This is a genomic window from Arthrobacter sp. NPDC057388, assembly GCF_042668165.1.
In the GTDB taxonomy this organism is placed as follows: Bacteria; Actinomycetota; Actinomycetes; order Actinomycetales; family Micrococcaceae; genus Arthrobacter.
The window spans coordinates 1-13,615 of the sequence record NZ_JBHVBL010000022.1; the positions used below are offsets into that span (position 1 = coordinate 1).

The following is a 13,615-nucleotide window of genomic DNA, read 5'->3' on the forward strand; positions in this document are numbered from 1 at the left end:
CCGACGACGCCGATGGGCTTGTAGTGGAGTTCGGCGTACGTGTCGCCGTCGTCGACGATGACTTCGGGGGTGAGTTCGGTGGTGGCGGTGGCGCGCAGCCACGCGGCGCAGGCGCCGACCTCGAAGCGGGCGTTGGGTCCGTTCAACGGTTTGCCCTGTTCGCGGGAGAGGAGCCGGGCGAGTTCCTCGGCGGAGCGTTCGATGGCGTCGGCTGCCTTGAGCAGCGCGGCGGAGCGGGCGTCGTGGCCGGCGGCGGCCCAGGCCGCCTGCGCGGCGACCGCGGCCGCTACCGCCGTTTCGAGGTCCTCAACGGTGTGGACCGGTGCCTGCCCGACGACGGCGCCGGTGGCCGGGTCGAGGATGGTCCGGCTCTCCTGGCCGGGACCGGCAGTGACGGACGCGAGGAGGGCATCATAAGTTTCCAACAGGTACTCCTTCAGTGCTTGTGGTTGTCGCGAGGGTACTCCGTGGTGTTGAGTACCGTGAGCCGGGAGTTGAAGGGCAGGATCACAGGTTCGGCCGCTGGTTCGTCCCAGCCGAACATCCGCCCGATGGAGCGCTGCTCCCGCAGGTCGATGAGCAGGACGGCCTCAACCGTCATGACCTTTTCGGTCCAGAAGAATAGGTAGAGGTCCTCGGCGACGTCGAAGGCCATGCAGCGGTCCGTGTCGGCGAGACCGGCCTCGCCCCCTCGGAGGCAGTGCCACGTGAAGGTGCCCGCGTTCAGGTAGATGTGTTCATACGTTTCGACGTCGCTGTAGCGGTAATAGATGCGTTTGCCCACCAGTGCCGTCGAACGCAGGTGCACAGGCGCGGAACCGTTCACGTTTCCATGACTGAATCGTGTGGTGCTGCGGACCTTGCCGCCTTCGTTGACGAACGAAGTGACGGCTGTTGTGACGGCGCCGGTGTTGCTGTCGTAGATGATGGTCACGTTTTCGGCCGCGAGGTCTTCGCCGGTGACGAAGTCGATGATGAAGATCCCTGGCCGTGCCTCGATGGCCTTGTACCTGGCCGCACCGGCCTGGTCCAGGCCGCCGTCGGCTCGGGACCAGGTCAGGGAATGCGCGTCATGGAAGGTGCAGGTGGTTGGCCTGGCCCCGTCACCGGGAAGGTGCAGTACTTTTCCGGTCAGGGCGCTGGATGCGGGCAGGGTCTGGTTTCCGAATCCGTCGAGCATGGTGGACACGGAGGGCCATTCGTTTTCCGGTACGTAGTCCTGGATATCGGTCACGGTCATGGTTTTCCTTTGGCTCATGGTGCTTCTTGCTGAATGTGTTGGGCTTGTGAAGTTTCGGTGGGCGTCAGACGATCTCGGAGGCGTAGTCGATTGACGGTTTCCGGGATCCGCGGGCAATGCCTGCCACGAGGACGAGGGGGATGCCGAGGAGGAGCCAGCGGGCAATGCCCCCGGCGCCGCCGAGCAGGGCGTCGTAGTTGTCCAGGGTCAGGTAGCCGATGACGATGAAGGAAACGAAGGACAGGACCGGGGCGACCACGGTCACCCACAGGTTGTCGCGCATCTTTTGCCTGGCGAAGAAGACGATGATGGCGGCGGATGTGAGCAGGAGAATACTGATGAAGCCTGCAGTGCCGAGGGCGACGAACCACGCGAAGACGGTGGTGATGGGGTCTGCCCCCGAGACCAGGAAGGCGCTGATGACGGCCAGGACCACAAGGCCGTTGATGAGGCCTGCAAACGTCGGCGCACCCGTTCGGGAAACAGCTGCCAGCTTTGCCGGCAGGGCACCGGCACGGCCCAGCGCAAAGAGATACCGGGCGAACATGTTGGCCAGGCCCAGCATCATGGCGATGAAGCTGGTGACAACAAGGATCTGCATCGCCAGGCTGAGCCAGGAGCCCGCGCTGGCCTGGGCAAGGTCAAAGATCATGCCGGCCGGGTTCGCCGCGGCTTCGGACTGGACCCGGTCTATGCCGATAGCTCCGCTGATGGCCCACGTTGAAACCATGTAGAAGAATCCAACAAAGGCGATGACCAGATAGGCCGCGCGCGGAATCGTCTTTCGCGGGTCCACGGCTTCCTCGGCGAAGACCACTGTGGCTTCGAAGCTGGTGAAGCAGGCAAAGGCAAACAGCAGCGAGATGCCAAGACCGGGTCCCACGATGCTGGCGCCGGTGAACCCGGCAACGGTGAAGATGGCGAAGCCCTTCTGGGCGACAAGGGAGACGACAAGGGCGGCCACCACCAGGGTCTCGCCCAGGATCAGCACGCCCAGGACTTTCAGGCTGGCGTCCACGCCCTTCATGGTCAGGGCCGTGGCCAGCGACAGCACCACGACGATCCAAAAGAATGCGGGCAGGCCCAGCCCCGTCAGACTCTCAACGAGCTGCTGGGCGAAGACACCGAACTGGGACCAGAGCCCCACCTGCAGGCTGATGTAAGTCAGGATCGCTATACCTGCGCCGCCGGTGGCCCATTTCGTTCCAAGCCCCTTCGCGATGTAGGCGACGAAACCGCCCGCATTGGTGATGCTGTGGCTCATCCGGAGGTACCCCACGGAAAACAGGGCCACGAGCAGGGCGGCGATGACGTAGATAACAGGGGTTCCCGGTCCGCTGGCCGCGAAAAGGACGGGACTGGCCCCGACGACGGCCGCCATCGGGGCGGCAGCGGCGATGGCAAAGAAGGCTACCGCCAGGACGCCCAGCTTGTTCGGCCGGAGGCGGGCAGTGCCGGCGGCGGTTTCCGCGTTGGCGGGGATCTGTCCGGTTTGTTGATTCATGATGTGGCTCTTTCGCCAGGGCATGGACACTGAAGTCATGCCTCGTGAATACGTATGGGTTCCGCTTGGCAAGCACCCCCTCGTGCGCGCCTTTCGGGAAGAAATGGTGTGGAGCGGCACGTGAGCCGCATCACGGTCCAAACTATACAGATGTTTAGTTCTGGGCGTCAAGGGTTCAGGCGGCGCCGTCCGGCGAGGCTAAAATCGGCTTATGAGCCTTGAATCCCAGCGGTTGCCCTACGGGGACGGCCGCGACGCCCTGCTGGCCGCCGTCGTCGACGTTGTCGCGGAAAAGGGCCTGCGGGGCGTCACCTACCGTTCCGTTGCCGGCCGGGCGGGGGTGAACCACACCCTGATCACCCACCATTTCGGATCGATTGAAGGCTTGCTGGCCGCCACGCTCGAGTGGGCCGTGCAGCGGTCCATCGATGAAACCGGGCTCGCCCGGGTGGCCGATTTCGATGAGCAGTTCGCCGATGCCCTCCTGGACTCGGTGTCCTCCGAACCCGAGCTGCAGCTGTTCCAATTCGAGATGCTCCTTGAGGCGCGGCGGAAGCCGGAGCTCCGGGCCCTGCTTGACCGCCTTTACGACAACTACATCTCAACCGTTGAGTCGGCGCTGCGTGGGCGTTCCCTCCATACCGATGAAGAACTGTCCAGGGCCGTCTTCGCCGCGCTTGATGGGCTGATGCTGCAGTTCCTGACCTTCGGGAATCCGGCGAAGATCCGGGCCGCCGTCATTCAGGTCGGAAGGCTCCTTGAGTGTTCGGCCAAGGCCAGCGGCGCGAACGCCGCCGGCGTTTAGCCGCAGACGGCCTTTAGCGGCCGCCGCAGCCGTCGGGGTTGCGTCCGCTGACGATGTTCCGGGCTGCTTCCAGCCCGCTTTCAATGGCGCCGTCGATGAAGCCGCCCCAGCCGTTGGCGTAGTCCGAACCTGCGAAGAGGAGGCTCCCGTGCGGCTGCTGGAAGCTGCCCAGGGACTCTGTCAGGAAACCCGGCCGGTGCATGGGCCACGTTTCGCCGGAGAACGGGTCGCCGGTCCAGTCGTGGCTGGCGGCGTCCAGGACTTCAAGGTCCGGCAGGAGCCGGTCAAGGGCGGCCTGGACCTGCCGGACATCAGCGGCGTCAAGGCGGGCAGCGTCCGGTCCAAAGGCAACGAGGATGGTGTTTCCGCCGTGGCCGTATTCAGCCTGGACGAAGTTCAGCGGCCATCCGGCGGCCCCGAGGGCAATGAACGGTGCCACCTCTCCCTTGACGGTGATCCAGACCTTGATGCCCTTGGAGACCTGACCTTCGGAGATCCTCCTCCGGGCTGTGGCCGGTAGTTGAGGAGTGAATGCAATGGTGTCCATGGCTCCGAGTGGAAGGGTGCAGATTACATGTGCTGCCTGGAATTCCTCACCGTCGGCGGTGGTGACGCTGCAGTTCCCTTCGGCGTAGCTGACGGCAGCTACGGTCCTTCCGGGGCGGACGTCTGTTCCGGCGGCGATGCCGTTGATCAGTTTCCCGGTACCGCCTTCGATCTTGTACGTGGCGCAGGCCTCGAAGTTGACCATCCAGTCGCCGTTGGTCAGCGCAACCCACCGGAGGGCCTGGGTGTAGGCGGCATCGTCGATGGGGCCATTGAAGTTCAGTGCCCAGAAGGATTCCAATATGTCCCGGGCGTAGACCGTGAGCTGCAGGTCCGCGATTTTGCCGGGCAGTGAAACGTGGTCGATAGCCTTGATGTCCGGGTTGGTGAACGGGCTGAACGGCCGGGGGAAGTACTCGCGCGATTGTTCGACGAGCTTCCGGTTGGGTGCGTCGATGTCGGCCAGCAGTTGTTCCGGGCTGCCTTCGTGGCGTGATCCGTCAGCCCACCAGTAGGCCCGTTCCGGGACGGGGCTCTGGACGGTCCCGATGCCGTAGCGCTTCATTTCCGCCCAGACGTAGGGCTGGGTCCAGTGGACCCAGGTTCCGCCTATTTCCAGCGGACGGCCAAGCCGGTCGTCCAGCCAGGTGCGGCCGCCGATGCGGTCGCGGGCTTCAAGGACAATGACGGACAGGCCTGCCTGGCGCAATTCGCGGGCTGCTGTCAGGCCTGCAAATCCGGCACCGATGATGATGACGTCGGCATGCTGGGTGTTGTTGGTGGCAGTCACAATGAGCTTTCTGTTCCGGTCTTCTTATTGCTGGTCAGGAGTAGACGAAGAATTCCGTGGTGTCTTCCACGACAGTCCAGCGGGTCTGTGCGCCTTTGTTGAAGGAAGCAGCCGAGCCTGGCTTCAGGTCGAAGCTTTCCCCGCCCGCGACCTCGATATGCAGGTGGCCTTCGATGATGTGGATGGTCTCGTCCGCTTCGATGAGCAGGTCGAACGGCTCCGGCGCTTCGCCGGTGGTGACGTGCCAGAAGCCGGCTGACAAGGCGGGACGGTCGCCGTCTCCGGCGCGGCGCACCCACTGGACCTGACCCAGGGCGAAGGGTTCGTACTGCTGCGGGTCAAAGGCAGCATGAACGGTGTATTCGACGGCGTTCGTGGACGTGGGCATTGGATCCTCCTTGAGGGTGGAAACAACTCAGCAACTGCTCAGTTGTGTGATGTCTCACAGCTAAGCATTTGCTTAGGATGGAAGTCAAGGTCTTCTTGCGTGCCGCTAGAATCGGGGGCATGGGTGCGCAGAAACACAACGGCTACGGCACAGGGCGGGAGGCCTTGCTGGCTGCCACCGTCCACGTCGTGGCGCGCAAGGGACTGCGCGGCATGACTTTCAGGGCTGTTGCCGAGCATGCCGGTGTCAACAACACCTTGGTGGTCCATCACTTCGGCAAGCGCGATGCCCTCATTGAGGCCGCACTCGAATGGTCCGTGCAGCAGTCGATCGGCCTGTCACGGCTGGAAGCACTGCCTGCCACCGAGGAGGAGTTCTGCCAGAGCATCCTGTCGTTGATCGAGGACAATCCCGACATCCAGATCTTCCAGTACGAAATGATCCTTGAATCGCGGCGGCGCCCCGAACTGGCAGGGCCGGTACAGCACCTCTACGACAGCTACATCCAAGCGCTCTCCGCTGGCCTGGAACGGATTGGCTTCGGCGGGCAGGAGGGTGCTGCCCGGGCTGCCTTTGCAGCGCTGGACGGCCTGGTCCTGCAGCTCCTGGCCGGGGCCAACACCCAGGGTGTGGAGGCAGCCATCCGCTACCTCTGGGCCGCTTTGGGGGGACGCCTCAACAACCCGGCGGTCAACGCCGGCTGATACCGGACGGAGTCCCGCATGCGCGTTCTGGTCGTGAATCACGTCAGCCTCGACGGCGTCCTGCAGGGGCCGGGACGCCCGGACGAGGACACCCGTGACGGCTTTCGGCACGGCGGCTGGGCCCAGGAGGCCAACGACCCGGCAATGTTCACGGCCATGGGCGAGCGCATGGGCCGGGATTTCGCCTGGCTGTTCGGCCGGCGCAGCTACGAGGACATGCTCGGCTACTGGAACCAGGCCGGCGGCCCGTTCAAGGACAGCCTCAACGGGACACTGAAGTACGTCGCATCCTCAAACCCCGAGGCCCACCTGCCGTGGCCAAACACGACGCTTCTCAGCGGTGACGTGCCCGCTGCGGTCGCCGCACTGCGCCATCAGCCCGGCGGCAACCTCGTGGTCATGGGCAGCGGCCAGCTCGTCCGGTCCCTGCTCCCGCTGGGCCTCGTCGACGAACTGTTCCTGATGATCCACCCGGTGCTGCTCGGCTCCGGCCGCCGGCTGTTCGGGCCCGACGACGAGGCACACCGGCTGCGGCTGGTTGACTCGGTACCCACCGCGACCGGTGTGCTGATGGTGACATACCGGCCCGCCCAGCGGCTTTCCTCTCTGTGACATCCGCCCCATACTCAATCTAGGGTGGCGGATACCAACAGTTGGCGGGGATGATGACCGACGCGAGCAGCCGCAGGCTTGACCTGCCCCTGATCGATCACCACAGCCATGGTGTGGTCGATGCCGAACTGAACGACGACGGGTTCCGGAGCCTGGCCACGGAATCCGACTGGCCGGCACCGAAGGGCACGGACAGCCTCGAATCACCTTTCGGGCTGGCAGTGCGCCGCTTCTGCGCACCGGTCCTCGGTCTCGAGCCGCTGGCGCCGATGGACGAATATCTCGCCCAACGCAGGGACATCGGGGCGGCGCAAGCAAACCGGCTGCTGCTCGGCAGCACGGTAACGTCCGACTACCTCCTGGATACAGGCATACCGGATGGCCGGCTGCTGGTGCCGGCCGCGATGGCTGCCCGTGCCGGTGCCAGGGTTCGCGAGATCGTCCGGATCGAGCGGGTTGCCGAGCTCCTTGCGGCGGAGTCCACGGCAGCGGGTTTCGTTGCGAAGTTCCCGGAGGCGCTGGCTGCCATAGCCAGGGAGGCCGCGGGGTTGAAATCCATTCTTGCCTACCGTCATGGCTTCGACATCCCCGCTGAACCGCCATCCGGCCGTGAGGTGCTGAAGGCCGCTGATGAGTGGTTCCGCCGCGCCGAGAAGACCCGGACCTTCAGGATCACTGATCCGGTCCTGCTGCGCTTCGGTTTGTGGGCGGGAATCGGGACGGGCCTGCCGATTCAGCTCCACGCGGGATACGGGGACGGGGACATTGAGCTCTTTCGGGCTGATCCGTCCCGGCTCACACGCTTCTTCCACGCCACCAGGACACTGGGGGTCGACTTCATGCTCCTGCACTGCTACCCCTTCATCAGGGAAGCCGGAATCCTCGCCCAGGTCTTCCCGCATGTGTACCTGGACGTGGGCCTGGTGTCGCATTACCTCGGTCCAAGCGCCGGCACGGCCATCCGCCAGGCGATGGAAATCGCACCTTTCAGCAAGATTCTCTACTCATCGGATGCCTACGGCCTTGGCGAGCACTACGCCGTCAGCGCCGCCAACTGGCGAACCGCCCTGTCGTCCCTGATGGACGAATGGGTTGCATCCGGGTGGGCAACAGCCAACGACGCCGACAGCATCGCCAGCATGGTTGCCTCCGAAAACGCGAAGCGCGTCTACAACCTGAATCCTTAAGACGAATGCCCGGTCGCCTGAACTACGGAAGGAAATGCTGTGACTTCAAATCCAAAGGCGGACATGGATCTGCAGCATGTAAGAGCACTTGTCATTTCCTGCCTGGACAACGCAGGCATATCACGGGTCAAAGTCCTCCCGGGCCCCAAGGTGGAGGGCGCCTTTACAAACGGCTGCGGCGTCTCGGTCAGTGTCGGAGTCCTGCTGGCAGCTGACGACCACGTCACCCGGTCATCGCGGATCGACCCCATCGTCGGAGACCTGCGCGGCATGCCGGACCGCTCCGCAGTCGCCGTCGTCGACAAGGCAAGCGGCCTTGCCTGGGCACCCGCCGACCTGGTGGACCTGCACGGTGTCCCTTATCCGACCTGCCCGCGCACAGCACTCAAGCGTGTTGCTGCCGAATGGGCAGCAGCCGGACTGGAGGTTTCGGTCGGCTTCGAGCTGGAATTCACCGTGTTCAGCGGCAGCCCGGAAGCGCCCTTTCTGGCGCACCATGGCCCCGGCTATGGGGCGGCCGCATTCCTTCAGCTGGAAGCATGGAACCTGGAGGTGCTCACGGCGCTGGTGGACGCCGGCGTTCCGGTTGAACAGATTCACCCCGAGTACGGCCAGGGCCAGGTTGAAATCGCCCTGGGCCCGCGGGACCCGGTACAGGCCGTGGATGACTATCTCCTGGCCCGCTTCATCGTCGCGCGGGTTTCCCGCCGGCATGGACTGCATGTTTCCTTCTCGCCCATAGCGGATTCCAGAACGGCGACCAACGGATGCCACATCCATTTCTCCGCGCGAAACACGGAAGGCAGCGTTTTCCACGACCCTGAAACCGCGACGCGGATGGGCCCGGCAGGCGAGAGCATGATGGCAGGCGTGCTCGGCAAGCTGGCTGAAAGCGTGGCGCTGCTGGGCGGAAGCGCCCTGAGTTTGGCCCGGCTTCAGCCGCAACAATGGGCGGGCAGTTACATCTGCTGGGGTACGGGCAACCGGGAGGCTGCCATCCGCTTCGTGCCGGGGCTGAAGGGCTACGAGGAGCAGCAGTCGAATGTTGAAGTTAAATGCTGTGACGGTTCCGCCAACCAGTACCTTGCAGTGGCGGCGATTCTGGCGGCGGCATTGGACGGCTACCGGGGCCAGCTGCAGCTGCCCGCCGAAGTCACGGCAGACCCCGGAACATTGAGTGCGGCGGAGCGGAAAAGCCTGGACATCCGGGCGTTTGCTCCGGACATGTTGACGGCCTTGGATGATCTGGAGGGCAGCAGTCTCCTCCGCACAGCATTGGGGCATGAACTCCTGGAGGCTTATGTGGCAGTGCGGCGCGGCGAAGCCGAGAGGTTCGCCAAGCTTGACCGTGACGCCGTGATCGAAGCGCTGCGCTGGCGGTATTAGCGCTGGTTGCAGTTGCGGAGATCAATCAGGAATCGAGAAGCCCGCCCGCCGCGCTGCACGTAGGGTTTGGAGTGCGATCAAGCATCATGTGAAAAACGAGGCTCCAGGAGGGCGCATGCCATACACCGTAGACTTCCAGAACGTGTCCACCATCGGGTTGGAACCGTCCCCGGTGGCGGAAACGCTGGCGGGACTGCGCGCCAACGAGGCGCGCTATTTCAAGAACAAGTACGACCACGTCTTCACCGTCCAGCCGGCGGGCGACGCGCCCGAAACCCTCGAGTGGGTGAACCGCATTCTCGCCGAGGAACGCAACATCGTCATCGGATCCCGCCCGCTGGAGGTGACGTCCTTCGAGGTGGACGGTTACCGGATGGCCTACGTGTTCTACGAGTCCGGCCTGTCCATCAACGTGATGTACGGCATCGAGGACGGATCGAAGCGCGCCGTGGGCTTCAAGCTCTCAGACGGCATGGAGGTTCCCGGGGAACTCGCATCCACCTTCAAGTTCGCCCGCCAGAAGTCCAAGCTGGCAGGGGTGATCCGCGGCTCCTACTTCGTGATCAAGGGCGAGTACTGAGCAACCCGGCACGGGGCAGCCAGGGCAACCGCCCGCCGTCGTACTTCCGGGAGCTAACCGGCGGCGGGCGCCTTGGCGGCTTTGGCGGCCGCCTTGGCAGCCTGCTTGCTGGCCCGCACCTTGGTCAGTGATTCCGGGTCCACGATATCCGCGACGGAAAGATACGAACCCTCCTCGCCGTAGTGGCCGGCCGCCTCTCGCCAGCCCGGTGCCTGGAGTCCGCACTGCTTGCCAAGAAGCGCCAGGAAGATCTTGGCCTTCTGCTCGCCGAACCCCGGCAGTGCCTTTAGCCGGCGGAGCACTTCCTTGCCGTCCGGCTCATCGCGCGTCCAGATGGCCGTTGCCTCGCCGTTCCATTCGCTCTGCACGGCCTCGGCGAGCGCCTGGACGCGGCCGGCCATGGAGCCCGGGAAGCGGTGCACCGCGGGACGTTCCTTGAAGACCTCCACGAAGCCTGCAGGGTCATATTCCGCGACGGCGGCCGGGCTGATCGAGCCGATGCGCGTGCGAATCTTTTCCGGCCCGGCGAACGCCGACTCCATGGTCACCTGCTGGTCCAGCAGCATGCCGGTGAGCAGGGCGAAGGCGTCATCGCTGAGCAGTTTGTCGGCGGCGTCGTCGCCGGTGATGTGCAGTTCCATTTGCCCATCCTCCCATCTCCGGCCCGTGTCACGGGCACGGGAGGGTCAATCCGTGTCAGGATCAGTCATGGTCAACCGCCTGATGCTGCTGGATACCGCCTCGCTGTACTTCCGTGCCTTCTACGGGCTGCCGGACACCATCCGGCGCCCGGACGGCACGCCGGTGAACGCTGTCCGCGGCCTGCTCGACATGATCGCGCGGCTCACCACCGACTACGGGGCCACGCACCTGGTGGCCTGCTGGGACGACGACTGGCGCCCGCAGTGGCGGGTGGACCTCATCCCCACCTACAAAACGCACCGGGTGGCGGAGGTGGTGGCCGGCGGGGCTGATGCGGAAGTGGTGCCGGACGGGCTGGAGGTGCAGATCCCGCTGATCCGCCACGTTCTGGACCTTGCCGGCATCGCCGTCGTGGGGGCCGCAGAACATGAGGCCGACGACGTCGTGGGCACCTACGCCAGCCATGCCGGCCTCCCGGTGGACGTGGTGACGGGGGACCGCGACCTCTTCCAGCTCGTCGACGACGACCGCCAGGTGCGCGTGATCTACACCGCCCGCGGCATGAAGAACCTGGAGATCATGACTGACGCCGCCGTCGTCGGGAAGTACCGCGTGCTGCCGCAGCAGTACGCCGACTACGCGACGCTGCGCGGCGACGCGTCGGACGGGCTGCCCGGCGTCGCCGGCATCGGCGAGAAGACCGCCGCGGCGCTGCTGCTGGAACACGGCACCCTCGACGGACTGCTCGCAGCGGCGGCCGACCCCGCAGGCGGCGTGCCCGCCTCCGTGCGGTCCAAGCTTGCCGCCGCAGCCGGCTACCTCAAGGTGGCTCCCGCCGTCGTCAATGTGGTGCGCAACCTGGAGCTGCCGTCCCTCGAGGAGGCAGGCGCCGAACTGCGGCCCGTCGCCGGTGCACAGCGGGAGGAACTCGAACGGCTCGCCACCGAGTGGAACCTCGGCGGCTCGGTCCGGCGGCTGCTGCAGGCGCTGGACCGCCGCCCCTAATCACCCCGCCGGCCCGCTACTGTCCCGGCCTCCTACTTTCCCAGGCCCGCCTCCGCCATCAGCTCCGTCAGCCACGGCCGGTGCTCGCGGTGGAAGGTCAGACCCTCCGGCAGCCCCTGCACCGACGCCTCCGAACCGGTGATGTCGATGGTGATCCGGCCGGCCCCCATGGGTGCGTTGGTGATGTGCAGATCGCCGTAGGAGGCCGGCAGCACCGGATCCATCCACACGCCGCCGCGGGATACGTGCGCGTCATACCGCATCAGGCTGGTCACCAGCATGATGGGCGTGGTGGCCGCCCACGCCTGCGGGGAGCACGCCGTCGGATACGGCACCGGCTCCGTGACCTGATCCCGGCTGAAGCCGCAGAACAGTTCCGGAAGCCGGCCGTCGGTGTAGTCTGCCGCCTCAAGCAGGGCCGTGGCGATCCGCTGTGCCTCCTCCACGAAGCCGTAGCGCAGCAGGCCCACCGCGATGACCGCGTTGTCGTGCGGCCAGACCGAGCCGTTGTGGTAGCTGGCAGGGTTGTAGGCACCCATGTCGGTGGCCAGGGTCCGAACGCCCCAGCCGCTGAACATCTCCGGGGACATCAGCCGCTCGGCCACGAGCGGCAGCTTGTCGTCATCCACGATCCCGTGCCACAGGCACTGCCCCATGTTGGACGCGCACGCATCAACGGGCCGCTTGTCGCGGTCAAGCGCGATGGCGTAGTAACCGCGGTCAGGCAGCCAGAACTGCTCGTTGAATTTCCGCTTCAGCTCCGCCGCCTCATCGGTGAGCTGCGCTGCCAAAGATGTGTCGCCGGCGTCGTACGCCATCCATGCCCGGGACAAAAACGCCGAATACACGAGGGCCTGCACTTCACACAGCGCGATCGGAGGTTCTGCCAGCGTCCCGTCGGCAAAATTGATGCCGTCCCATGAATCCTTCCAGCCCTGGTTGATGAGGCCCTGGTCGTTGAGACGCTCATACTCGACAAATCCGTCGCCGTCCTTGTCGCCGTAATTCCGGACCCAGTCCAGAGCACGGTCGGCGTGGGGGAGCAGGGCGGCGATGGTGTCCCGGCCGAATCCCCACCGGCTGACAGAACCCAGTGCCATGACGAACTGCGGGGTGGCGTCGACGCTCCCGTAGTAGGCAGACTTGCCGCCCAGCGCCAGACCGCTGGAAACGCCCAGCCTGACCTCGTGAAGGATCTTCCCCGGCTCCTCCTCGCTCATCGGGTCCACCACCTTGCCCTGCCGGTCCGCCAGCGTCTGCAGGGTGCCCAGCGCCAGGGAGGGATCCACCGGCAGGGCCATTTCGGAGGCCCACAGCGAGTCCCGGCCAAACAGCGTCATGAACCACGGCGCACCCGCGGCCACCACGATCCGCTCGGGATGGGCGGGATCCTCGATCCGGAGCGCTCCCAGGTCGTCATAGCTGCGCCGCAGTGTGCGCTCGATGGAGCGGTTGCTCATGTGCAGCTTGGGTATCTTGGCCACCCATTCCTGGCGGCGGCGGTCGCTGGGTGATACCTCGCCAACCGGACGGACCAGGGACGACGGCGGGACCCCGCCGCCGTTGGCGGCAGGCGCCACGCTCACCCGCGAGCTCCATTCACCGCGTGCCGGCACCACCGTCCGGTAGGTGACGGAATCCGCCGTGACCTCGGCACCGCTGGCATTGACCACCACGCTCTTCACCAGGTCCTGCCAGCCTGCCTTGATCACCAGGGAATCGCCCTCGGGCTGGCGGGACTCCTCCCAGCGCCGCTGGACACGTGCCTCCTTCACCTCAAACAGATCCGCGAAGTCCGATTCCACGTTGAGCGAAACGACGCATTCGGTTTCCTTGGAGGAGTAGTTCCGGATGGTGATCTGCTCAAGGATGCCGGCACCGACCTCCCGCAGGCGCTCCACGATCAGGGGACTGTCTGCGTACCCGTCAGAACGGGGAACGCGGCCAATGAACAGCGCCCGGTATGGCTCCTTGGTCTCCGCGGTCAGCGCCTCCAGGGGCTGGCCGTTCACGGACAGGTTCCAGCGCGACAGGATGCGGGTGTCCTCATGGAAAACCCCGTGCGGATGCTCCGGATGGATGTCCCCGTTCGCCGAGGAAATGCAGAAGGATGAACCTTCCACCAGGGTAACCGTGCCCGACCCCACAGGACCGGCAGCCGTATCAGCATTCCAGCCAGCAGCCATTCCCGCCTCCTTCGACGGCTCAGCAAGGAGGCGGCGCCGT

General features: G+C 65.4%; 14 protein-coding genes. 7 read left to right on the forward strand and 7 right to left on the reverse strand.

What is annotated here, in order from left to right:
- From ACFUTU_RS12025 to ACFUTU_RS12035, 3 genes are all read right to left on the reverse strand, one after another.
- On the reverse strand, nucleotides 1-425 hold a 425-nt coding region (locus ACFUTU_RS12025; protein WP_377964482.1), incomplete at its 3' end, for an aldehyde dehydrogenase family protein.
- A gap of 11 nt (nucleotides 426-436) precedes the next feature.
- The gene (locus ACFUTU_RS12030; protein ID WP_377964484.1) at nucleotides 437-1,258 is read right to left on the reverse strand and encodes a MoaF C-terminal domain-containing protein; all 822 of its coding nucleotides are present in this window, start codon (nucleotides 1,256-1,258) and stop codon (nucleotides 437-439) included.
- 46 nt (nucleotides 1,259-1,304) lie between these two features.
- Nucleotides 1,305-2,744 carry an APC family permease gene (locus ACFUTU_RS12035; protein ID WP_377964486.1) on the reverse strand — a complete coding sequence of 480 codons (1,440 nt, stop codon included), beginning with the start codon at nucleotides 2,742-2,744 and terminating at the stop codon, nucleotides 1,305-1,307.
- Between the two features lie 211 nt (nucleotides 2,745-2,955).
- On the opposite strand from ACFUTU_RS12035, the gene ACFUTU_RS12040 reads away from it, so the two are divergent.
- A complete protein-coding gene (locus tag ACFUTU_RS12040; protein WP_377964488.1) occupies nucleotides 2,956-3,549 on the forward strand; it encodes a TetR/AcrR family transcriptional regulator in 594 nt (197 codons plus the stop codon).
- 13 nt (nucleotides 3,550-3,562) lie between these two features.
- Here ACFUTU_RS12040 and ACFUTU_RS12045 read toward each other — a convergent pair whose 3' ends face one another.
- Together ACFUTU_RS12045 and ACFUTU_RS12050 are read right to left on the reverse strand one after the other, a co-directional pair.
- Nucleotides 3,563-4,885 carry a flavin monoamine oxidase family protein gene (locus ACFUTU_RS12045; protein WP_377964490.1) on the reverse strand — a complete coding sequence of 441 codons (1,323 nt, stop codon included), beginning with the start codon at nucleotides 4,883-4,885 and terminating at the stop codon, nucleotides 3,563-3,565.
- A gap of 34 nt (nucleotides 4,886-4,919) precedes the next feature.
- Complete coding sequence (locus ACFUTU_RS12050; protein WP_377964492.1) at nucleotides 4,920-5,273, reverse strand: cupin domain-containing protein; 354 nt, start codon at nucleotides 5,271-5,273, stop codon at nucleotides 4,920-4,922.
- A 119-nt stretch (nucleotides 5,274-5,392) separates the two neighbouring features.
- On the opposite strand from ACFUTU_RS12050, the gene ACFUTU_RS12055 reads away from it, so the two are divergent.
- The 5 genes from ACFUTU_RS12055 (at nucleotide 5,393) to ACFUTU_RS12075 (ending at nucleotide 9,742) form a co-directional block, all read left to right on the forward strand.
- On the forward strand, nucleotides 5,393-5,977 hold the full coding sequence (locus tag ACFUTU_RS12055) for a TetR/AcrR family transcriptional regulator (RefSeq protein WP_377964494.1): 585 nt from the start codon (nucleotides 5,393-5,395) through the stop codon (nucleotides 5,975-5,977).
- 18 nt (nucleotides 5,978-5,995) lie between these two features.
- Nucleotides 5,996-6,589 (forward strand): dihydrofolate reductase family protein, encoded by a 594-nt coding sequence (locus ACFUTU_RS12060; protein WP_377964496.1) that lies wholly within the window; start codon nucleotides 5,996-5,998, stop codon nucleotides 6,587-6,589.
- Between the two features lie 53 nt (nucleotides 6,590-6,642).
- Nucleotides 6,643-7,776: an amidohydrolase family protein gene (locus tag ACFUTU_RS12065; RefSeq protein WP_377964498.1), complete on the forward strand. Its 1,134-nt coding sequence runs from the start codon at nucleotides 6,643-6,645 to the stop codon at nucleotides 7,774-7,776.
- A 39-nt stretch (nucleotides 7,777-7,815) separates the two neighbouring features.
- Nucleotides 7,816-9,162: a hypothetical protein gene (locus ACFUTU_RS12070; RefSeq protein ID WP_377964500.1), complete on the forward strand. Its 1,347-nt coding sequence runs from the start codon at nucleotides 7,816-7,818 to the stop codon at nucleotides 9,160-9,162.
- 115 nt (nucleotides 9,163-9,277) lie between these two features.
- Nucleotides 9,278-9,742 carry a phage tail protein gene (locus ACFUTU_RS12075; protein ID WP_377964502.1) on the forward strand — a complete coding sequence of 155 codons (465 nt, stop codon included), beginning with the start codon at nucleotides 9,278-9,280 and terminating at the stop codon, nucleotides 9,740-9,742.
- Nucleotides 9,743-9,795: 53 nt separating this feature from the next.
- Here ACFUTU_RS12075 and ACFUTU_RS12080 read toward each other — a convergent pair whose 3' ends face one another.
- Entirely contained in the window at nucleotides 9,796-10,383 is a 588-nt protein-coding gene (locus ACFUTU_RS12080; RefSeq protein WP_377964504.1) for an HhH-GPD-type base excision DNA repair protein, read from the reverse strand.
- A gap of 67 nt (nucleotides 10,384-10,450) precedes the next feature.
- Between ACFUTU_RS12080 and ACFUTU_RS12085 the strand changes: the two genes are divergently transcribed.
- Nucleotides 10,451-11,389, forward strand: a complete 939-nt coding sequence (locus tag ACFUTU_RS12085; RefSeq protein WP_377964506.1) for a 5'-3' exonuclease H3TH domain-containing protein — start codon at nucleotides 10,451-10,453, stop codon at nucleotides 11,387-11,389.
- A gap of 32 nt (nucleotides 11,390-11,421) precedes the next feature.
- Here ACFUTU_RS12085 and ACFUTU_RS12090 read toward each other — a convergent pair whose 3' ends face one another.
- Entirely contained in the window at nucleotides 11,422-13,575 is a 2,154-nt protein-coding gene (locus tag ACFUTU_RS12090) for a glycogen debranching N-terminal domain-containing protein (RefSeq protein WP_377964508.1), read from the reverse strand.
- Between the last annotated feature and the right edge of the window lie 40 nt (nucleotides 13,576-13,615).

Coding starts and splice junctions, on each gene's coding strand:
- ACFUTU_RS12030 (WP_377964484.1), bottom strand. CDS start 1,258: ATGAGCCAAAGGAAAACCATGACCGTGACCGATATCCAGGACTACGTA.
- ACFUTU_RS12035 (WP_377964486.1), bottom strand. CDS start 2,744: ATGAATCAACAAACCGGACAGATCCCCGCCAACGCGGAAACCGCCGCC.
- ACFUTU_RS12040 (WP_377964488.1), top strand. CDS start 2,956: ATGAGCCTTGAATCCCAGCGGTTGCCCTACGGGGACGGCCGCGACGCC.
- ACFUTU_RS12050 (WP_377964492.1), bottom strand. CDS start 5,273: ATGCCCACGTCCACGAACGCCGTCGAATACACCGTTCATGCTGCCTTT.
- ACFUTU_RS12055 (WP_377964494.1), top strand. CDS start 5,393: ATGGGTGCGCAGAAACACAACGGCTACGGCACAGGGCGGGAGGCCTTG.
- ACFUTU_RS12060 (WP_377964496.1), top strand. CDS start 5,996: ATGCGCGTTCTGGTCGTGAATCACGTCAGCCTCGACGGCGTCCTGCAG.
- ACFUTU_RS12065 (WP_377964498.1), top strand. CDS start 6,643: ATGACCGACGCGAGCAGCCGCAGGCTTGACCTGCCCCTGATCGATCAC.
- ACFUTU_RS12075 (WP_377964502.1), top strand. CDS start 9,278: ATGCCATACACCGTAGACTTCCAGAACGTGTCCACCATCGGGTTGGAA.
- ACFUTU_RS12080 (WP_377964504.1), bottom strand. CDS start 10,383: ATGGAACTGCACATCACCGGCGACGACGCCGCCGACAAACTGCTCAGC.
- ACFUTU_RS12085 (WP_377964506.1), top strand. CDS start 10,451: ATGGTCAACCGCCTGATGCTGCTGGATACCGCCTCGCTGTACTTCCGT.
- ACFUTU_RS12090 (WP_377964508.1), bottom strand. CDS start 13,575: ATGGCTGCTGGCTGGAATGCTGATACGGCTGCCGGTCCTGTGGGGTCG.